Below are 19,340 nucleotides of genomic sequence, written 5' to 3'. Positions count from 1 at the left end.
CCGATGACGACGAGGCGAATCAGGTTTGTCGCGTCATCGTTGACGTCCATCGCGAGCAGGCTCGCTCCTACATGGTGCAGGCGGTGTTTTTGAGAGGATAAAAAAGCCCCGCGACCGAATGAGACGCAGGGCAAGGAAATTGGTTGGCTGCGGCCAACCAAAGGAGCGCATTAAAACATCGGGTCAGTTGCTGGCGACCGTCTCCGGCTGCCAGCCACCGCCAAGGGCCTTGTAGATCGCGACGATGCCGCGATACAGGTCGACTTCAGCCTGGGCCTGGGTGTCTTCGGCGGCCAGGCGTTCCCGTTGGGCGTCGAGCAGCACAAGGAAATCGGCCGAGCCTTCGCGGTAGCGGATCTCCGCCAGGTCGGCGGCCGAGCGGCTGGACTCGCTCTGGCGAATCAGCGAGATCAGGCGTTGCTGGCGTTTGCCGTAGTCGCTGAAGGCGTTTTCCGATTCTTCCAGGGCCAGCAACACGTGTTGCTCATAGGTCGCCAGGGCGCCTTCGGCATCGGCGTCGGCGCCGCGCAACCGGGCCTTCACACTGCCCAGGTCAAACGCCGCCCAGGTGATGCTCGGGCCGAGCGCCCAAGCGTTGGCTGCCGAGGAGCCGATCTGTGAACCGCGCCCGGCGGTAAAACCGAGGAAGCCGCTGAGGCTGACCCGCGGGAACAGGTCAGCCTTGGCCACGCCGATACGTGCCGTGGCCGACGCCAATTGGCGTTCGGCACTGCGAATGTCCGGACGGCGTTGCAGCAGCTCACCCGGATCACCGATCGGCAATGCCTTGGCGATCGCCGGCAGGTCTTTCGGGCTCAGGTCCACGGTCAGCTTGTCCGGACGTTCACCCAGCAGGGTGGCGATGCGGTTTTTCTGCCGAACCTGTTCGGCCTGCAATTGCGGCACGCTGGCCTCGACTGACGCGAGTCGCGCATCGGCACGCTCCACGTCGAGCTGATCACCGACGCCGGCATCACGCAGGCTGACGGTGATCTTGCGCGACTCCTGCTGGTTCTGCAGGTTGGCCAGGGCGATTTTCTCCCGCAGTTGCGCGCCGCGCAGTTGGCCGTAGGAATCCACCAGTTCGGCAATCATGGTGACTTGCAGTTGGTACAGATCGGCCTCGAACGCCTGTTGCTCGGCGTTGGCCGACTCCAGGTTGCGCTGGATGCGGCCGAACAGATCGATCTCCCACGCCATATCCAGGCCCAGGTCGTAGCGTTCGCTGTTGACCCGGTCGGTGGTCTGGCCGGGAATCTGGCCTTTGCCCAAATCACTGCTGACGCGGCTGGTGATGGTCGGCATGGCATCGTTGCTGACGTCATCGCGGATCGCCCGTGCGGCTTTCCAGCGGGCGAAGGCGACGCGCAGATCGCGGTTGCCTTGCAGGGATTGCGTCACCAGCTGGTTGAGGGTCGGGTCTTCGAACTGCTGCCACCAGATGCCTTCGAAACGCGAACGGTCAAAATTCTTCTGGCCGGCGGCGCCATCGGTGGCGGCCGTGATGTGGGCCGCCTCGGTGGTTGGCGTCTTGTAGTCCGGACCCACGGCACAGGCACTCAGGGCCAGTACCAGCAGGCTCGGCAGGAAGGCTTTCAAACTCATCAATGCGACTCCAGCTTCAGGGCGGCCTTGGCGGCTTTACGTGCCTGGCCGCGCTCGACAAAGTTACGAATCAATACGTAGAACACTGGCGTCAGCAACAGACCGAAGAAGGTCACCCCGAGCATCCCGGAGAACACCGCTACACCCATGGCGTGGCGCATTTCGGCACCGGCACCGCTGGAGAACACCAGCGGCACGACGCCCATGATGAACGCGAAGGAGGTCATCAGGATCGGCCGCAGACGCAGACGGCAAGCTTCCAGAACCGCCGCCAGCGGGTTTAGGCCTTCGAGCTGTTTGTCCTTGGCGAACTCGACGATCAGGATCGCGTTCTTGCAGGCAAGCCCTACCAATACGATCAAACCGATCTGGGTAAAGATGTTGTTGTCACCGCCGGAGGCGATCACACCGGTGATGGCCGACAGCAGGGTCATCGGTACGATCAGGATCACCGCCAGTGGCAGGCTCCAGCTTTCGTACTGAGCCGCCAGTACCAGGAACGCCAGCAGCACACAGAGCGGGAACACGAACAGCGCGGTGTTGCCGGACAGGATCTGCTGGTAGGTCAGGTCGGTCCATTCGTAGGTCATGCCGTTCGGCAGTTCTTCCTTGAGCAGTTTCTCGATGGCTTTTTCGGCCTGGCCGGAGCTGTAGCCGGGGGCTGCCGCACCGTTGATTTCAGCGGTGATGAAGCCGTTGTAGTGCATCACGCGGTCGGGACCCGAGGTGTCGCTGACCTTGATGAAGGTCGCCAGCGGGATCATCTCACCCTTGTTGTTGCGCACTTTCAGCTGGCCGATCTGGTCGGATTCGAGGCGGAACTGTTGTTCGGCCTGAACGTTGACCTGATAGGTGCGCCCGAAGCGGTTGAAGTCGTTGGCATACAGCGAACCCAGGTAAATCTGCAGGGTGTCGAAGATGTCGCTGACGGCCACGCCGTGGGTCTTGGCTTTTTCCCGGTCGATGGCAGCATCGACCTGTGGCACGTTCACCGTGTAGCTGGTGAACAGGCCGGCCAGTTCCGGCACGCTGTGGCTCTTGGTGATGATGTTCATGGTTTCCTTGTACAGCTCTTCGTAGCCCAGGTTGCCCCGGTCTTCGATCTGCAGGCGGAAACCACCGATGGTGCCCAGGCCTTGTACCGGCGGCGGCGGGAAGATCGCCATGTAGGCTTCCTGGATGTTCGCGTACTGGCCGTTCAAGGCACCGGCAATCGCACCGGCAGACATGCTCGGGTCTTTACGTTCGTCGAACGGTTTCAGGGTCACGAACACGATGCCGGCGTTCGGGCTGTTGGTGAAGCCGTTGATCGACAGGCCCGGGAAGGCCACCGCGCTTTCCACGCCCGGCTGTTTCAAGGCCAGGTCGGACATGCGCTTGATCACGTCTTCGGTACGGTCCAGGCTCGAGGCATCCGGCAATTGCGCGAAGGCCACCAGGTATTGCTTGTCCTGGCCGGGGACGAAACCGGTCGGGGTGCTGGAGAAACCGAAGAAGGTCAGGACCATCAGGCCGGCGTACAGCAGCAGGGCGATACCGCTTGAGCGGATCACGCGGGCAACGGTGCCGACATAACCATGGCTGGCCTTTTCAAAGAAGCGGTTGAACGGACGGAACAACCAGCCACCGAAAATCTTGTCCAGCACCTTGGAGAAACGGTCTTTCGGCGCGTCGTGACCCTTGAGCAGTACCGCGGCCAGAGCAGGCGACAGGGTCAGGGAGTTGAAGGCCGAAATCACCGTGGAAATCGCAATGGTCAGGGCGAACTGCTTGTAGAACTGGCCGGTCAAACCGGAGATGAACGCCGCCGGAACAAACACCGCACACAGCACCAGCGCCGTCGCAATGATCGGGCCGGTCACTTCACGCATGGCGCGTTTGGTGGCTTCGACCGGAGTCAATCCGAGTTCGATGTTCCGTTCGACGTTCTCCACCACCACGATGGCGTCGTCCACCACGATGCCGATGGCCAATACCAGGCCGAACAGCGACAAGGCGTTGAGCGAGAAGCCGAACAGGTGCATCACGGCAAAGGTACCGATCAGCGATACCGGCACAGCGACCAATGGAATGATCGAAGCACGCCAGGTCTGCAGGAACAGGATCACCACCAGCACCACGAGGATCAGCGCTTCGAAGAGGGTGTGAACCACCGCCTCGATGGAGCCGCGCACGAAGATCGTCGGGTCATAGACGATGCTGAAGTCCATGCCTTCGGGGAAGCTCTTCTTCAGTTCGGCCATTTTGGCCCGGACTTCATTGGAGATTTCGATAGCGTTGGAACCAGGACGCTGGAAGATCGGGATCGCCACTGCCGGCTGGTTGTTCAGCAGCGAACGCAAGGCGTATTGGCTCGAACCCAGTTCGACGCGAGCGATGTCCTTCAGACGAGTGATTTCACCGTTGTCGCCAGAGCGAATGATGATGTTCTCGAACTCTTCCTCACTGACCAGACGGCCCTGTGTGTTGACCGACAGCTGGAATGCCGTGGCATTCGGTGCTGGCGGCGCACCCAGCGCACCGGCCGCCACTTGACGGTTCTGTTCGCGAATTGCCGTGACCACATCGGTCGCGGTCAGGTTGCGCGAAGCGGTCTTGTTCGGGTCCAGCCATACACGCAGCGAGTAATCGCCCATGCCGAACAACTGCACATCACCGACACCGCCCAGGCGCGCCAGCTCATCCTTGATGTTGAGCAGAGCGTAGTTGGACAGGTACAGCATGTCGTAGCGTTTGTCCGGCGAGGTCAAGTGCACCACCATCGTCAGGTCGGGCGACGCCTTGTCCACGGTGATACCGATGCGCGTCACTTCCTCGGGGAGTTTCGGCTCGGTGCGGGTCACGCGGTTCTGCACCTGCACCTGGGCGTTGTCCAGGTCGGTACCCAGGGCAAAGGTGATGGTCAGGGTGATCTTGCCGTCAGCGGTGGATTGCGAGGACATGTACAGCATGTTCTCGACGCCGGTGATGGCTTGTTCCAGCGGCGCGGCCACGGTTTCGCCGATGACTTTCGGGTTGGCACCCGGGAAGTTGGCGCGGACCACCACGGTCGGCGGCACCACTTCCGGGTATTCGCTGATCGGCAACTGGAACAGCGAGATCGCACCGGCGATCAGGATCAGCAGCGACAGCACCGCTGCGAAGATCGGCCGCGAAATGAAGAATTGGGAAAAATTCATCTTGGAATCCCTTAACCGCGTGGGGTCGTGGCAGCCAGTTTCACAACCGTACCCGGCGCAACCTTGGCAGGTGCGACTTGAGGCAGGTTGCTGGCTTCCAGCGCTTGGCGTTGTTGTGCGAGAGCCGCGAGGGTTTGTTCGCTGGCCATCGGAATCACCTCAGGGGTGACCGGTGAGCCAGGGCGCACCCGTTGCAGGCCCTTGACGATGATGGTGTCGTCCTTGTTCAGACCGTTGCGCACGATGCGCAGACCTTCGATCTTCGGACCCAGTTCCACCGCGCGGTAGGCGGTCTTGTTGTCGGCATCCATCACCAGCACGAACTTCTTGCCCAGGTCGGTGCCGACCGCCTCATCGTTGATCAGCATGGCGCTGTACGTACCGCTGCCCACCAGTTTCAGGCGTGCATACAGGCCCGGGGTGTAGCTGCCATCGCTGTTGTCGAACACGGCGCGGCCACGGATGGTGCCGGTTTTCGGGTTGACCTGGTTGTCGACGAAGTTCATCACGCCCTGATGCGGGTTGCCGTCCTCGTTGGACAGGCCCATATAAACCGGGGTGGTGGCGCCGCGCTTGCCCTGGCGAGCGAGCTCCGTGTACTTGAGGAACACACGCTCGTCCGCGTCGAAGTAGGCATACACCTTGTCGGTGGAGACCACGCTGGTCAGCGGGGTGGTGTCGGCGGTCACCAGGTTGCCGGCGGTGATTTCCGCACGGCTGACGCGGCCGCTGATCGGTGCGGTGACGCGGGTGAAGCTCAGGTTCAGCTTGGCCAGGTCCAGCTGTGCCTGAAGAGCGCCGACGGCGGCGCGGGCTTCCTGGGCGGCGCTGGTACGCGAATCGGCCAGTTCAGCGGAAATGGCGTTGCTGGTGCGCAGGCGTTCACCGCGCTGGGCTTCGTTTTCGCTACGGGTAGCATTGGCGCGCGATTGTGCAACCAGTGCTTCGAGGCGGCGGACCTCAGCCTGGAACGGACGCGGGTCGATCTGGAACAGCAGGTCRCCTTTCTTGACCAGGGCACCCTCTGTGAAGGCCACTTCATCGATCTGACCGGAGACCCGTGGACGAATCTCGACGGTTTCCGGCGCTTCGAGGCGGCCGGTGAATTCGTCCCACTCGTTKACCGGTTGTTCCAGCACCTTGGCCACGCTGACCTTGGCTGCTGGCATGCTGGCGGCGGTTTCCGGGGCCTTGCCGCAAGCGCTGATCACCACTACGGCCAACAAAGCCAAGGGGAAGCGCAAATGTTTGAGTGACTGTTCCATGGATGCATCCGCCAATGTGTTGAGATTGGCGAATGATGCGCGGCGGGTTTGTATCGGACGAATCGAATGGGGCGAAGGTAACTATCATTCGGAATGATATGAGACCCAAGCCAGCCCTCTAGCCTGCGCCTTGTGTCAGGGAGCGATCAACCCGGTTGATGGAAATTCTGTGTTTCCAGGTTTGCAAAGGTATGAGGGAGGTCGATGTGCCGGTTTTGGACGCCCTATGGTGAGGTGCATTCAATGAGGTATCAGTCGTTTTTCGATACAGCCAAAGCATACGAAATGTAATTCGTATAATGAAGCTGCTGTATTAAAGGTAGTTAATTGTTTGCTGAAGTGGAAAGAAATTGCGAAGTTTCCTGTAATGATTCATCAGGAAAGCGTAAGTGGGACTATTGAATGGCTCTGGTATGCTGAGTTTGTGTTCAGCCAATTAGAGGAGAAAAACATGAGTAACATGAGATTGCCGAAGTCCCTGAAAAGTGGAAGCAGGATCGCTATAGTTTCGCCAGCGGGTTATTTGACCAATCCGGCCTTTTTGGATCACGTTACTACGATGATTAAAGAGCAGGGGTATGATTTTGTATATTCAAAAAACTGCTTTGAGAAGTATGACAATCATTATGCCTATGCAGGCACCCCGCAGCAAAGGTTGGCAGATTTACAATGGGCGTGCGATGACCCGAATATCGACGCTATCTGGGTGACTCGTGGGGGTTATGGAAGTGTACAGTTGCTGGATGGACTAAATTTTAGTGCCATTTGTAAAAATCCCAAATGGCTGATTGGTTATTCCGATATCACTTACCTGCACAGCGCTTTCAATCGCCACGGTATCGCTACGATCCATGGGCACAACGTCGTACGAACCCTGAGTAATGGCGTTCCTCCTCCGCCGTCTGCCTACGGCAAGATTTTTGATATTTTGAAAGACCACGCGCCAGAGTATAAGATTGTTTCACATGCACTGAATAAAACGGGCAAGGCCAAGGGGCGACTGGTGGGTGGAAACCAGACTATTGTTGGAGCCGTTTCTGGAACCCGCTACGACTTCGATTACAAGGGAGCAATATTGTTCTTGGAGGAGGTCGGAGAAAATGCTTATTATAGAATCGATCGGCAAATGCAAACGCTGGAAACGGCAGGTGTGTTGGCTAAAATAAAAGGCATCATTATAGGCTCCATGCGGGATATAGGCGGCGTGAAGTCGGATTTTGACGAGGCTGCTTATAGCTTGATTCATCAAATTACAGAAAAATATAAAGTGCCTAAAATATTTGCTTTTCCCGCAGGGCATATACCTGATCATTACCCGTTGATTATGGGGGCGGAGGTTGAGATGGAAGTGCGGGCAGACCAGAGTATCGTGAAATACTCCCTGTCTCATAAACGCTCTTGATTCGGGATATTCTTCGGGTGGTCAAATAAATGTTGAACACTCGAAGAAGCCCGCAGTCGCACTCATTTTCATGGACCATCAGGCGCACCTGTTGGTCTTAATGTAACGCCTCAACCGAAACTGGCAGGGGTAGTGAACCTGACGTAGGGCAGGAGTGCGCTTGTGCGTTCAGTAGAAACTCCATACGGCCGGCAACACTGCAGCGCACTGACGTTCTACGTATCGCCGTTATCGAAACTGAAAGCTGCCAACAGGGCAAGCACGGCTTCTTCAATCAGTTTATCGTCGTATTCCATGATCGTTGCTCCGCTCGTATTCATTAAGCTCCGTAAACCTCCACCAGCCTCAAGATGGATTATGCGATACCGGCGAGCAGTTCCAGGGCAGTAAAGCTTCGTAATCCTCAACCGAAGAAGCCGTCGGCAGGCGCTCAAGTGCGTGGCGCAGCCACGCATAGGGCTCCTGGCCGTTGGCTTTGGCTGTCTCGACCAGGCTGTAAAGTTGAGCACTGGCCATCGCGCCTTTGGACGTGTCGGTGAACAACCAGTTCTTCCTTCCGATCACGAAGGGCCTGATGGCGCGTTCGGCAGGGTTGTTGTCAATCGGCAAGTAGCCTTCCTCGACATACCACGCAAGTTTGTTCCAGTTGTTGGCCAGATAACTGATGGCTTTGCCCAGGGCGTTCTGAGCTGTGACCTGAGGCTGTGTCTTTTCCATCCAGTTTTTCAACTGAGCCAACGCCGGCAGGCTGTGCTCGTGACGACCTGCTTTATCCAACTCGACCAGTGCGGCCAGGCCATTAATGGATTTTAGAAAGCCGACGGGCTTTGGGTAGAGATAGACTTTTTCGACTTTAGCATCGGGTCGCATCATGGCGGGGCTGACTCCAGAGGGAATCGGGAGCACAGCATCGGGGATCGGCTGCGAGTCTTGTATGTGAGGTTTATGGCGCGCTTACGTTCATCGCTGAGGCAGGGAAAATGATACCTGCAGGACGAATCTTCAAAAGAACAGAATTAATTCCAATAGGCCGTGATTAATACAGGAAAAGCCAATATAAAACACAAAACAAGGGAATTACGCATCTTGAACTGGATTGCGGTTAATTCTATAATTTTGGGTATTAAATGGTGTGCAGCGACGGACGACACGTTATGTTGGATTTAAGCTTCAGCAAGCCGAGTGAAATCGTCAAGCGGCTCTGCAATCGTCTGCGCACGGAACGGCTGGCTTTGCAGATGACGCAAGCCGAAGTGGCCGGTCGCGCCGGTATCGGGACCAATACCGTTTCCAACCTTGAAGCTGGGCGCAATGTCGGGTTCGAGAATGTGGTCCGCGTGGCCATGGTCCTTGGACGAACCAAGGAGCTCGAAGGGCTGTTCTTGCCAAAGCTCGATAGCCTTGAAGACATTCGCCGATACGAAAACACTGTCAATCGTCATCGCACCAAGAGGAAGTCCGATAATGCTTGAGCAGGTTGACGTCTACTACGAGGGGTGGGGTGAACGTTGGCTGTGGGGCACGCTTGTGTCTACGACCGCTATCACCGGTCGCCCACAGATTGTGTTTGAGTACAGCAATGAAGCGAAGAGCAGAGGCCTGGAGCTGTCGTCCTACACACTTCCATTGGACGGCCCCCAACTACGTCGAGGTTTTCCGTCACATCAGTTGGGCCTGCCAGGGCCTATCTATGACTCGTTGCCTGACGGTTGGGGCCTGCTGCTGATGGACCGGTTGTTCAGGCGCCGCGGCCTCAACACAGCACGCATAGGACCTCTGGAGCGGCTGGCCTATGTTGGTAATAATGCCATGGGGGCAATGTCGTTCGAGCCCGTGGCTCCCGAAGGGCAGGAGCCGCAAGCGCATATCCCCCTTGAACTGCTTGCGGCTGAGATTCAGGAAGTTCTCAATGGGGAAGGTGGGGAATTCCTGCAGACGTTACTGTTGGTAGGGGGCTCCCCTCAAGGCGCCAGGCCAAAGGCGTTGGTCTATCGCGATCCTCAAAGTGGAGCCTTCACCACCGCCGCCAAGCCGGGCTTTGAAGCCTGGCTCATCAAGTTCCCGGCAAAAGAAGAACATCCCGAGGTGTGTGCTATCGAAATGGTCTATGCCGAGTGCTTGCGCATGTGCGGCATCCAGACCCCGGACACCCGGCATTTCAGTCTGCCCAACGGGCTGGCAGCCTTCGCGAGTAAGCGCTTTGATCGTATGGACGGCAAGCGCGTGCCCATGCAAAGCCTTGCAGTCTTTACCGGGGCCGACTACAAGTCACCGGGGTCCTTGGACTATGTCAACTTCTTGCGTGCGACGCAGATGTGCACCAACGATGTGCGAGAGAAAGCTATCGCCTTCGAGCGCGCCGTCTTCAATGTTGCATTCAACAACCGAGACGACCACCCAAAAAACTTCGCCTACGTCATGTCTCCGTCCGGTGCATGGCAGCTGGCGCCGGCCTACGATGTGACTTTCTGCGAGGGACCGGGCGGTTATCACCAGATGGACGTGATGGGCGAGGCCTTGGAGATTGATCGAGACGCGATGCTCAGACTTGCAGACGAAGCAGAGGTCTCAGTGGAGACTGCTGGCGGCATCATTGACAAAATTTGCAACGTCGCGAGCCAGTTTGCGACCATCGCCGAGAACCTGTACCCACGCGTGATCACCCAAGACACCCTGGATACCATTCAAGGCCGAATCGACGAGAACATCGACCAGCTGCGCTAACACCATTTGGAGGGCAGGAATCGGCCCTTCATCTCTGCATTCAGGGTTGAAAGCATCCATTGTTCGAGAATGGAGATTTAACCCTGATGATCTCTCGCCAAGGCAACTTAAAGACTGTCCGGATCCCCGAAGAACATTTCACCAGGGCTCTACCTCGACTTTACAGGCCGAAGAGTCATGAACATGCCCCTGGTTTTGCCCCTGTCGCTCCCTACGATGGGCAATTGCTCACGGGGTTCAGCCTTACCCCGGATAGCGCCACGACCATCGGCAGGTCAACTTCAAACCCGAGTTAAGTTAGCGTCACCAATCTATCAGGCTGCGGATCATTGCGGCCGGAGGTCCGCCGCTCGCGCCGCCATTGTCCAGGTGACACGCCGGTCGCGGCTTTAAACGCGCGGCTGAGTGTGATGTCGCTGCCGTATCCCGTCTGCTGCGCCGCAGCTGCGATCGAGTGGCCGGCAGCGAGGATGAGCTTGGCACGATAAATACGCCACGTCGCGACGTAGGTCAGCGGCGGCACTCCGACGACCGACTTGAACAGCGCCGCGAAGGTGGAGCGCGACATCCCGGCAAGCAGTGGCCAAGTGTCGATGGTTGGCGTGCTGGCGGAGGGCGTGATGCCTGGCTACCTCGACATGTTCCTCACCTTCGCGCTGTTCCAGACGTAACCGCGCCGGTGCGACGCGCTTTATCACACCCTATCGATGCAAGGAGTACATGAAATGGGAAAACTACTTGGAAAAGTCGCTGTAATCACAGGCGGCGGCAGTGGCATCGGCCTCGCCTCAGCGAAGCTGTTCGCCCAGGAAGGCGCAAATGTCGTCATCGTCGGCCGCACCAAATCCGCCTTCGATAAAGCCGCCACCGAAATTGGCGAAAGCGCCGTGGCCATCGTCGCGGATGTTTCCGATCTGGAAGCACTGGACGCCCTCTATGCTGAAGTCGGCACGCGCTTGGGCAGGATCGATGTGTTGTTCGCCAACGTGGGCGTCAGCAGTCTCTCGTCGTTCGAGGCGGTGACGCCGGAGGACTTCGACAGGCAGTTCAACGCCAATGTCCGCGGTCTGTTCTTCACCGTGCAAAAGGCGCTGCCGCTGCTCAGCGAGGGGGCGTCGGTAGTCCTCAACGCCTCGGTGGCGCACAAAAAGGGCTCCCCGCTGCATTCGGTCTATGCCGCGACCAAGGCGGCTCGGCATTCAATATGTGTGACTTAGATCCGAGTTGACGGGTGGCTGCCGATGTAACTAAGCGAATGCTGGATTACGGCTGCTCTGATCGTCCGCCAGGGAACACCAGATCCGCTGAAGTTTTGCGTTCACGAATGGGCTGTGACGATTCGTGTATCAGGCCCCATAGTGCTAGCAGCGGCTTGTGGGTAGACCTCATTGAATGGACAGCTGACGGGGGGTTGAACACCACACCGCCAGGCCCCGGATTCCACCATCCGACATCTTCCCGGTACCAATCACCTTCTGATAAAACGACGTAGAATTCTGCAGGGGGATGCGCATGGAAGGGGTAGCAAAGGTTGGGCGCCATCACAGCCAGTCCCACTGTCATCGTTGAACATTCGAACAGCGCGCCTTCTCCGAGAATCAATGCATGCCGATGTTTTTCTTCGAGGCCGGCATCATCCCTTTCAGTAGCGAGTCGCTTTATCCACCGGCTATTGCGTAATAGGGGCTCAAGCGCTGTTAGCAGAGTTTTGAAGTCACTCTGAATTCTGGGAGCGTCAGATAACGCCTGTGAGACCGTGGAGTGCAAGGACGAGGGCAGGGGGTTGCCCTTGAAGGGAGGCAGGCCGATGTTCAAGTGGGCATCAGCCAAGGAGCGAACACAGGTTTCAGTATCCCCGCCGTCGATCCCGCAAAGTGGGGAATGACGGGCAAGGATTCGCAGGAGTGCCTCCCGCATAATCACTCCATGCATCAGGAGTTCTTGCTCCGACATATTGCAGTTGAATTGCATAGCCCTTTACCTCTCGAATAGACAACGCGGGTCGCCGTGGGAAACGCCTTTGATTTACCAAGGCGAGGTCACCTTACTCACGGCCAGCGAGCAGCTCTTTCATATAAAGATTGGCGCTCGCCCCGATACTGAGGAAAGGTTCTGCTGGCAACTTCTTGGGCGGCGCGTAGTCGTTGAAGATGTCGAGAATCGGCGTGCTTTTTTCCATCGCGAAATCTGCTGCGGCGATCCCGGCAGCGGTGGATTTAGACGCCCCAAGGCCGTTGCAGCCGCAAGCGCTGATCACACCAGGCGCAACTTCTCCAAAGGCGGGTACTCCGTTCAGTGTCACCGCCATTTCCCCACCCCACCGGTACTGCATACGAACCTTTGGTAGCATCGGAAAACGACTGGCGAATTTTTTATCATGAGCCTTGCCAGCGCTGTTCACCGCGTTTTCGCTGACCTGCACCTTGGTGCTAAAGGTGTAGCGTGAACGAATCAGTATTCGATCACCGTCCCTGCCAGCGATTCGCCGCACGGTCGTGCCCATGGGCAGGGCAGGGGTGGCGGCCCACTGTCTTTGTCCAGAAAGCAGGTCGGGATCAAACGCCTCCGTCATGGATGCATAGGTGAAGATAGGCATGAGCGTCTTCTGAAAGAAGCCAAAGTCACGCGCGTATCCATTGTTGGCCAAGATTATTTTTTGGGCTGTCACGGAGCCGTCAGGTGTCTTGATCAGCCAGCTGCCGTTTTTAACTTCAAAGGATAAAGCCGGTGTCTGCTCGAATACCTGTACCGTTGCACGCAGGCTATCCGCGACGCCTCGGATGTATGCAGCCGGTTGCACAATGACCGTGCCAGGCATGAACAGGCCAGCCGTATAGGCAGGTGTACCTGTGATCTGCGAAATTTCCGTAGCACTGAGTATTTGATGACGCTCGCCTAAAGCTGTCAGTTGCTTCGCATAGGCCTTGATATGTTCTTCGCCGCGCGATCCCATGGCCACGCTGTATCGCCCGCATGGATTGAAGATCTCAGGTCCCCATTGCTGATCTTCAGCAACACCGGCAGCGAGATCGATCGCGCTTCGATACAGGAAAATATCCTGCCTGGAACGAGCCAGGGAATTTCCGCCGTAGTCATCTGAAGACACTTCGTGTGGCAGGTCGATGATGAAGCCAGAGTTGCGTCCTGCGGCACCTTCCCCAATGATCGTGGCCTCAAGCAGGGCGACAGTGGTCGTGGGGTCGATTTGCGAAATTCTGCGGGCAGCGGAAAGGCCCGCAAAGCCTGCGCCAATGATTGCAATATCGACTGTAATTGCCTTTTGAAGGGGAAACGTCGGCGTTCGCCGGTCCAGCAGCTCAACCCAACCGGAGGCTGTGGTCAGTTTCGGTAATTTTGAAGCGACGAACATGGTGTTCCCCTTGCTCAGGACGCTGCGGCTTCGAGTTCTACCAGTTGCCCTAGCGCGTCGCGTAACACTCTGGTCCGCTCGGCAGACAGGGGAGTCAGGGGACGCCGGGGTTGGCCGGCGCCGTATCCGGTGATGTTGGCGCCGGCATAAACGGATTGAACGTAGTCGCCCTCCCAAATCAGCGACATCACGGGTTCAAGCAGCATCCAGATTTCCCGAGCCTCATCCCAACGATGTTGGGTGGCGGCTTTTACCAGCGCGACGCAGGTCTTGGGAGCCATGTTCGCACCGCCCCAGATGAGCCCTGCACAGCCAGCAAAGAGCGCATAGGGAACCAAAGGGTCAGCGCCATTCATGACAGGCAACCCGGTGCGGATCAGTGAGGCTTGTTTGCCGAGATCGCCGCTGCTGTCCTTGACGCCTGAAAAACCAGGGATCAGGCACAGTTTGCGGTGAAGATCCGGAGTGACTTCGACGCCGACCGCTTGAGGTACGTTGTAGCCGATGATCGGCAAGCCGGCCTTCGCTACGGCTGAGTAAAAATGGATCACACCCTCGTCGTCGGTAGGGCCTTCAAAAAAAGGCGGCAATACCATGACCCCATCAGCACCACATTCAGCGGCGTGTAACGTCCGCTCTACGACATCGTCTACCAGCAGGGCCGAGGTCTGGACGATAATCTTGGTGCGGCCGCGTATTACCTTCGATCCAAAGGCCACCAACTCCCTGGATTCCTCCTTGGAAAGATAGACATGCATGCCGGTGCCTGAACTCAGGACGAATCCATTTACTCCCGCACTGATGTAGCGCTCAAGAAGGGTTTCAAAGCGTGCGAAGTCGATCTTCCCGTCGGTGTCGAACGGGGTAGTCACCGCAAGGTTGACGCCTGGGAAAGCAAAATCACTCATCTTCTGAACCTCTCCGTGGGGGGATAACGCTGAAGCAATTCTTATTGGGTCTCTCCAGGATGAAGTGGAGAGATATCGCGCCTGAAAAGATTCGGTTAATTACGAAGTATTCGAGCTGTTGTACTGACAAAAACCAGCAGAACAATCAGGCAGCCCAAAGCGAATGACAAGGTGCTTAGATGGGCGACTGCCCCAATAAATACGGGACCTATCAGAATGCCCGCGTAGCCCATCGAGATGACAGCGGGGATGGCAACCGCCTGTGGCATGCGTTGTTGCCGGCCTACAGCGGTAAAGATCACTGGGACAATGTTCGAGCAGCCAGCCCCGACCAGGGCATAGCCGACCAGGGACGCGGGCCAGCCATCGATTCCAAGCGACACGAGCATGCCTGCGGCTGCGCAGAGCCCGCCTAGCGCAACTACGCGCACGCCGCCTAGTTTGCTGACGATGGCGTCTCCCGTCAGGCGGCCCACCGTCATTGCAGCGGCGAAGGATGCGTAGCCCAAACCGGCGATGCTCGGCTCTAACCCTCGATTCGAGACAAGGAAGACCGCGCTCCAGTCAAGCATTGCACCTTCAGTGAGGAATACGATGAAACAGAGCGTCCCTAAAAACAGCACGATACCCCTGGGCACCGCGAACAATGGCCCGCCCCGTTCAGTGCCATAAGTCAGCAAAGCAGGTGCAGCCTTGTAAAGTGCTCCCAAAACTGTGGCAACGATACAGAGCGCAGCCATCAGTGGATCCAGGCCGAAGGTCAGTAAAGCGGTCATCGCCCCGGCGCCCAATATACCTCCGACGCTGTAAAGGCCATGGAAGCCAGACTGAAGTGCCTGCCCGCTGTTTTTCTCGACGATGACGGACTGTATGTTCATGGCGCAATCAAGCATGCCCATGCTGGCGCCGAAGATAATGACAGCTATCACCAGGCCAGGTAGCCACACCACGGTGCTCAAAAGCGCAAGAACGGCACACAGTGCAATAGTTGCCCAGATGACGACCGGTCGGCACCCATAGTGCGCAGTGAGATATCCAGCAAACGGCATGGCTACAATAGATCCGCCGCCAAGGCCGAGAAGCAGCAACCCCAAGCCACCATCGTCCAAACCAACGCGTGCCTTTACCAATGGAACCAGAGGCGCCCAAGCGGACATGAGTAAGCCCGCGATGAGGAAGGCAATGCGTGTAGACATCCGCTCGCTGTAGTTAGCCGTCGGTATCAACACTGACGATGGAGCATTCATAATTCTCGGTAATCCTTATCGATGATGTTAACCATCATTTGCTCGGCTTAGACTTTGCGGATTTCTTTGGTTTTTTGCGTGCTTGCGTTTCGGAAAACTAACGCCTGCGCTCATACGTCGCTCTATAGCTACTTGGCGCTACGCCAAAGAAGTCACGAAAGCGCATATGGAAGTTGGCGAAACTGCAAAAGCCGGTCGCGATCGCGATATCGGTGATCGGCCGATTGCTCTGCAGAATAAGCTGACGCGCTCGAGTCAAGCGCAGTTCCAGGTAGTAACGTGTGGGGGTGGCGCCGACGAAGCGGCAGAAACGGCGCTCCAATTGTCGTCGGGAAATGTTCACGCATTCGGCCAGTTCGTCGATGGAAAGCGGCTCTTCGATGTTCTTTTGCATCAGTTCTAAAGCGAGCTTCAGGGTTTGTGGCAAGGTGGGGTCAGAGTCAACGATGACCGTCGATATCCCAGAGACTTCAGGGGTTTGATCGCAGCTAAGTATTTCCTCGACAGCATGGGTCAGCGACACGCCTTGTTTAGCGGTGATGAGTTCCAGCATCATTCGTAAGGAACTACTGGCACCGGCGCACGTGATACGGTTTCTATCTATTACGTGAGTTCGGCAGGAAACCAGGACTTTGGGGAAGACATCCTCCATCATCGCTCGCCCGTCTGGATGGAAGGCACACTCGACACCGTCCATTAACTGAGCTTCCGCCAGGAAAAAGGCGCCGTTCCACAAACCGCCCATGGTCGCACCAAGAGAGGCGGCGTTACGTAGCTTGCGCCGTAATATCGGATCGCTGATCAACTTCACCCGTAAACCACCTGCGACGATGAGAACGTCGATACGATCTGGCAATTGGGATAACTCCAGGTCTGCTGAAATTGCAATTCCCAGATCGCTCATGACCAGACGACTTTTGATACCAACGGTCAACACTTCGAATGCCGGTGTCTCGCTAATCAAGTTTGCGGTCACCAGCGCATCGATAGCGCCGGTGAACGACATCATCGAGAAATTGTTCAAAAGCACGAAAGCTACACGAGTCACCGCCTGCGGCATTGATGGTTTCTCCGCCGTATAGGAGTACCCCATGTTCTTGTCTTTAAGCACGCTCTCGAATACGAATGGCATAAATCCTCTTTGACCCCTTTACCAATAGCTACGAAACCGTTGCGCAATCTAGACAGCGGTTTTTGGAGCAGACAGCAACAAATCAAAGAATGACTGGCAGTCATCACTCTCAGGCAGTGCTTCAACACTGTTCTTGATCGCATTGCTGAGCGTGGATCCCAAGCTGTCATCAGCCAGCAAATGATATTTAGCCGTGAGTTCGGCACTCGACATAGGGTTGCCGGGGTCGCCCTTGGCCGTCGCGGTTGGGCTCGTAAGACGCGTGCCGTCTTTCAGGGTAACCGTGACGCGGGAGAGAATTTCCTCCGGGAACCTGGCGGACAGGTCGGGCGCCTCATGAAGGATTATCTTCTCGCTGATGTTCAAGATGTCCGGCGCATGAATGGAATCCCCAGTGACTTCGTCAGGGCCCAGCTTTCCGCGAACGATCAAGGCGGCAAGTGGGAACGCTAGCGCATACTGGGCCTCGTCCGCATTCTTCGGAAAATGCCCCTGCAAGCACACAGACTCATGGAATGTCTCGACATTTATGGTCTCGATCAACTCCGCAGTGATGACTGGATACGCTCGCATCAAATCGGTCATGGCCGTGAGTGCCGGCTGCGCCCAGCGACATACCGGCCACGGTTTGAAATATTGTTCATCAATCTCCCAGCGGGTTCCGATGTCCTGCCAGAAAGTGGAAATCTCCAAAGGTTCAACGGTAGCGGCTGGAGCGCCAGTGACACCGAGCTGTGCCATCAGTAATGCGTTCAGTCCGGCATACGCCCCGGCGCCGTGGGCATCACGCAACATCGTCGGAAAGCTCACCAGGCGCATCATCGGGCACCTCGGGCCAAAATATTCCGCGATACCCAGCGCGTGACGAAACGTCGTTTCATCCAGTTTCAGCAGGCGGGCTCCCGCACAAACGACCCCGATTCCGGAAAACGCGCCTGAGGCATGATATTCCGGGGCAGTGGCCATTAAGGCCTGGCCCGCACGCAAGGCCGTCTCGTAACCAATGCACAGTGCGCTGAGGAACTCCTCGCCGCTGATGTCTTTGCCTTGACTGCGATACGCGTCTACCAATGCAACAATGGCCGGGACAACAGTTGCACCCGCGTGCCCCTTGGATGTGAAGTGACCTTCATGTGCATCCAGGCTATCTACGCTGAAGCCGCCTGCATAAGCGGCCCCCAATGGATGTACGGCTCTGCCGTCGAACCAAAGGCGGCTGGACAGCTTATTGGCTGAGTAGTGGGTGTCAGCGTAAGTTTTGAGCATAACGCTGGTTTGATTGTCGCGGGCTCCGGCGGCCACACCAATGATGTCGAGCAGGCAAGTTTTAACCAGCTCGCGTGTATGCAGGGGCGCGTCCTTGTAACTGAAATTCTGGACGAATGAATACAACTGCATTTCATGATTCCTGAATGATGAACGCCGAAACGGATAAAAAAGTTGCCCGGCGAGGGGCAACCTTTACGCAGCTTTAGATGACGAGACTACTTCTTTGCGGTGGCGGTATTTGCAGCGGCGCGGGCGTCTGCTATCCAGCTATCGTACTTTGCGCGATGAGCGGCGATCCATTCCGAGGCATGGCGCGTAATGTCAGCTGCACTTTTCTCACCATTGTGCATTTTGAGATTCTGCGCGCTTTCGTCGTCGGTGGTGATCTGCATTTCAGACAAAAACTTTTCCGCCGCCGGATTCTTCTCGGCGAACTCTTTGTTAACAACGGCTTTGACGACGTCTACCGGGAAACCCAGGTTTTTGCCATTGAATGTAGTATTGGTATCGTTCTTGCCACTCGGAAGATCGGTACGCGGCACGGTCAGCCACACAACATCTTTGCCTTCGACCAGTACACCGGAAATCCACTGAGGTACCCAGGTGTAATAGAGAATCGGCTTGCCTTGTTTATAACGAGCAATGGTGTCGGCCATCAGGGCAAAATAGGAGCCCTGGTTATTTGAAACGGTCTTGTTCAGGTCATAGGCTTTCATATGGTGTGCAATGATCAGTTCACAGCCCCAACCGGGGTTGCAACCCGTCAGGTCCGCTTTACCGTCACCATCGCCATCGAACAGCTTGGCAATCTCCGGTTTCTGCAAATCTGCGATAGACGTAATGTGGTGCTCATCAGCCGTTTTTTTATCAATCATGTAGCCCTGCAAAACACCCGGCATAATGTCGCCGGACTTCACCATCGTGTCATCGCCACCGGCTTTTTTGTAAAAAGCCTCATGCAGCGTCTCCCACATATGTACCGTGAAGTCAGCATCGCCACCAGAGATCGCCACAAACATGGTGGAATACTCGGTCTCCTTGGGAGTCTGAACTTTGTACCCCAGCTCTTTAAGGCCCGCCATTGCAATCTCTCCGCGAAATCGCTCTTCGGCGATAGACGGGAAGATGGGGGTGATTGATATCCCTTGGCCGGGTTGTTGCGCTGTCGCAGCGGATGCGAAAACAGGTGATACCGTTAATGCTAGAAGCGCCATAGAACGAATAAGTTTTTGTTTCATT

15 protein-coding genes and 1 pseudogene are annotated in these 19,340 nt (G+C 56.8%); 4 read left to right on the top strand and 12 right to left on the bottom strand.

Features of this window, described 5'->3' with window-relative positions; translation table 11 throughout:
- Positions 1-183: 183 nt before the first annotated feature.
- Genes AC1DXW_RS16450 through mexE form a run of 3 tightly spaced genes read right to left on the bottom strand, consistent with a single transcriptional unit; the run spans position 184 to position 6,049 of the window.
- On the bottom strand, positions 184-1,605 hold the full coding sequence (locus AC1DXW_RS16450; protein WP_477756213.1) for an efflux transporter outer membrane subunit: 1,422 nt from the start codon (positions 1,603-1,605) through the stop codon (positions 184-186).
- Positions 1,605-4,784 carry an efflux RND transporter permease subunit gene (locus AC1DXW_RS16445; protein WP_477760216.1) on the bottom strand — a complete coding sequence of 1,060 codons (3,180 nt, stop codon included), beginning with the start codon at positions 4,782-4,784 and terminating at the stop codon, positions 1,605-1,607. Before AC1DXW_RS16445 ends, AC1DXW_RS16450 begins: the two co-directional genes overlap by 1 nt.
- An 11-nt stretch (positions 4,785-4,795) precedes the next feature.
- Complete coding sequence (mexE, locus tag AC1DXW_RS16440; protein WP_477760215.1) at positions 4,796-6,049, bottom strand: multidrug efflux RND transporter periplasmic adaptor subunit MexE; 1,254 nt, start codon at positions 6,047-6,049, stop codon at positions 4,796-4,798.
- A 331-nt stretch (positions 6,050-6,380) separates the two neighbouring features.
- Here mexE and AC1DXW_RS16435 point away from each other — a divergent pair, with 331 nt between their 5' ends.
- Positions 6,381-7,451 carry a S66 peptidase family protein gene (locus AC1DXW_RS16435; protein ID WP_477755939.1) on the top strand — a complete coding sequence of 357 codons (1,071 nt, stop codon included), beginning with the start codon at positions 6,381-6,383 and terminating at the stop codon, positions 7,449-7,451.
- Positions 7,452-7,796: 345 nt separating this feature from the next.
- Here the strand turns inward: AC1DXW_RS16435 and AC1DXW_RS16430 are convergent.
- A pseudogene (locus tag AC1DXW_RS16430) lies at positions 7,797-8,216 on the bottom strand (IS66 family transposase); the annotation flags it as partial.
- A gap of 389 nt (positions 8,217-8,605) precedes the next feature.
- On the opposite strand from AC1DXW_RS16430, the gene AC1DXW_RS16425 reads away from it, so the two are divergent.
- Both AC1DXW_RS16425 and AC1DXW_RS16420 read left to right on the top strand, forming a co-directional pair.
- On the top strand, positions 8,606-8,923 hold the full coding sequence (locus AC1DXW_RS16425) for a helix-turn-helix domain-containing protein (protein ID WP_477755940.1): 318 nt from the start codon (positions 8,606-8,608) through the stop codon (positions 8,921-8,923).
- The gene (locus tag AC1DXW_RS16420) at positions 8,916-10,175 is read left to right on the top strand and encodes a type II toxin-antitoxin system HipA family toxin (RefSeq protein ID WP_477755941.1); all 1,260 of its coding nucleotides are present in this window, start codon (positions 8,916-8,918) and stop codon (positions 10,173-10,175) included. Before AC1DXW_RS16425 ends, AC1DXW_RS16420 begins: the two co-directional genes overlap by 8 nt.
- A 292-nt stretch (positions 10,176-10,467) precedes the next feature.
- Here the strand turns inward: AC1DXW_RS16420 and AC1DXW_RS16415 are convergent, their stop codons facing one another.
- Entirely contained in the window at positions 10,468-10,743 is a 276-nt protein-coding gene (locus AC1DXW_RS16415; RefSeq protein WP_477755942.1) for a helix-turn-helix domain-containing protein, read from the bottom strand.
- A 157-nt stretch (positions 10,744-10,900) separates the two neighbouring features.
- Between AC1DXW_RS16415 and AC1DXW_RS16410 the strand changes: the two genes are divergently transcribed.
- Positions 10,901-11,392: an SDR family NAD(P)-dependent oxidoreductase gene (locus tag AC1DXW_RS16410; RefSeq protein ID WP_477755943.1), complete on the top strand. Its 492-nt coding sequence runs from the start codon at positions 10,901-10,903 to the stop codon at positions 11,390-11,392.
- 46 nt (positions 11,393-11,438) lie between these two features.
- On the opposite strand, the gene AC1DXW_RS16405 is transcribed toward AC1DXW_RS16410, so the two are convergent.
- The 7 genes from AC1DXW_RS16405 to proX form a co-directional block, all read right to left on the bottom strand.
- Positions 11,439-12,146 carry a dimethylsulfonioproprionate lyase family protein gene (locus AC1DXW_RS16405; protein ID WP_477755944.1) on the bottom strand — a complete coding sequence of 236 codons (708 nt, stop codon included), beginning with the start codon at positions 12,144-12,146 and terminating at the stop codon, positions 11,439-11,441.
- A gap of 73 nt (positions 12,147-12,219) precedes the next feature.
- Entirely contained in the window at positions 12,220-13,545 is a 1,326-nt protein-coding gene (locus tag AC1DXW_RS16400) for an NAD(P)/FAD-dependent oxidoreductase (RefSeq protein ID WP_477760214.1), read from the bottom strand.
- Positions 13,546-13,559: 14 nt separating this feature from the next.
- Positions 13,560-14,453, bottom strand: a complete 894-nt coding sequence (locus tag AC1DXW_RS16395; protein WP_477756924.1) for a dihydrodipicolinate synthase family protein — start codon at positions 14,451-14,453, stop codon at positions 13,560-13,562.
- Positions 14,454-14,548: 95 nt separating this feature from the next.
- Positions 14,549-15,700, bottom strand: a complete 1,152-nt coding sequence (locus tag AC1DXW_RS16390) for an MFS transporter (protein ID WP_477760213.1) — start codon at positions 15,698-15,700, stop codon at positions 14,549-14,551.
- 97 nt (positions 15,701-15,797) lie between these two features.
- Positions 15,798-16,832, bottom strand: a complete 1,035-nt coding sequence (locus AC1DXW_RS16385) for a GlxA family transcriptional regulator (protein ID WP_477756743.1) — start codon at positions 16,830-16,832, stop codon at positions 15,798-15,800.
- Positions 16,833-16,880: 48 nt separating this feature from the next.
- Entirely contained in the window at positions 16,881-18,230 is a 1,350-nt protein-coding gene (locus AC1DXW_RS16380) for an MmgE/PrpD family protein (protein ID WP_477760212.1), read from the bottom strand.
- A gap of 86 nt (positions 18,231-18,316) precedes the next feature.
- Entirely contained in the window at positions 18,317-19,315 is a 999-nt protein-coding gene (proX, locus tag AC1DXW_RS16375) for a glycine betaine/L-proline ABC transporter substrate-binding protein ProX (protein ID WP_477756892.1), read from the bottom strand.
- Between the last annotated feature and the right edge of the window lie 25 nt (positions 19,316-19,340).

The organism is Pseudomonas sp. P4_C4 (genome assembly GCF_056402055.1).
This window is presented reverse-complemented; position numbering and strand designations above follow the sequence as displayed.

Coding starts and splice junctions, on each gene's coding strand:
- AC1DXW_RS16450 (WP_477756213.1), bottom strand. CDS start 1,605: ATGAGTTTGAAAGCCTTCCTGCCGAGCCTGCTGGTACTGGCCCTGAGT.
- AC1DXW_RS16445 (WP_477760216.1), bottom strand. CDS start 4,784: ATGAATTTTTCCCAATTCTTCATTTCGCGGCCGATCTTCGCAGCGGTG.
- AC1DXW_RS16425 (WP_477755940.1), top strand. CDS start 8,606: ATGTTGGATTTAAGCTTCAGCAAGCCGAGTGAAATCGTCAAGCGGCTC.
- AC1DXW_RS16420 (WP_477755941.1), top strand. CDS start 8,916: ATGCTTGAGCAGGTTGACGTCTACTACGAGGGGTGGGGTGAACGTTGG.
- AC1DXW_RS16415 (WP_477755942.1), bottom strand. CDS start 10,743: ATGTCGCGCTCCACCTTCGCGGCGCTGTTCAAGTCGGTCGTCGGAGTG.
- AC1DXW_RS16410 (WP_477755943.1), top strand. CDS start 10,901: ATGGGAAAACTACTTGGAAAAGTCGCTGTAATCACAGGCGGCGGCAGT.
- AC1DXW_RS16405 (WP_477755944.1), bottom strand. CDS start 12,146: ATGCAATTCAACTGCAATATGTCGGAGCAAGAACTCCTGATGCATGGA.
- AC1DXW_RS16400 (WP_477760214.1), bottom strand. CDS start 13,545: ATGTTCGTCGCTTCAAAATTACCGAAACTGACCACAGCCTCCGGTTGG.
- AC1DXW_RS16395 (WP_477756924.1), bottom strand. CDS start 14,453: ATGAGTGATTTTGCTTTCCCAGGCGTCAACCTTGCGGTGACTACCCCG.
- AC1DXW_RS16390 (WP_477760213.1), bottom strand. CDS start 15,700: ATGAATGCTCCATCGTCAGTGTTGATACCGACGGCTAACTACAGCGAG.
- AC1DXW_RS16385 (WP_477756743.1), bottom strand. CDS start 16,832: ATGCCATTCGTATTCGAGAGCGTGCTTAAAGACAAGAACATGGGGTAC.
- AC1DXW_RS16380 (WP_477760212.1), bottom strand. CDS start 18,230: ATGCAGTTGTATTCATTCGTCCAGAATTTCAGTTACAAGGACGCGCCC.
- proX (WP_477756892.1), bottom strand. CDS start 19,315: ATGGCGCTTCTAGCATTAACGGTATCACCTGTTTTCGCATCCGCTGCG.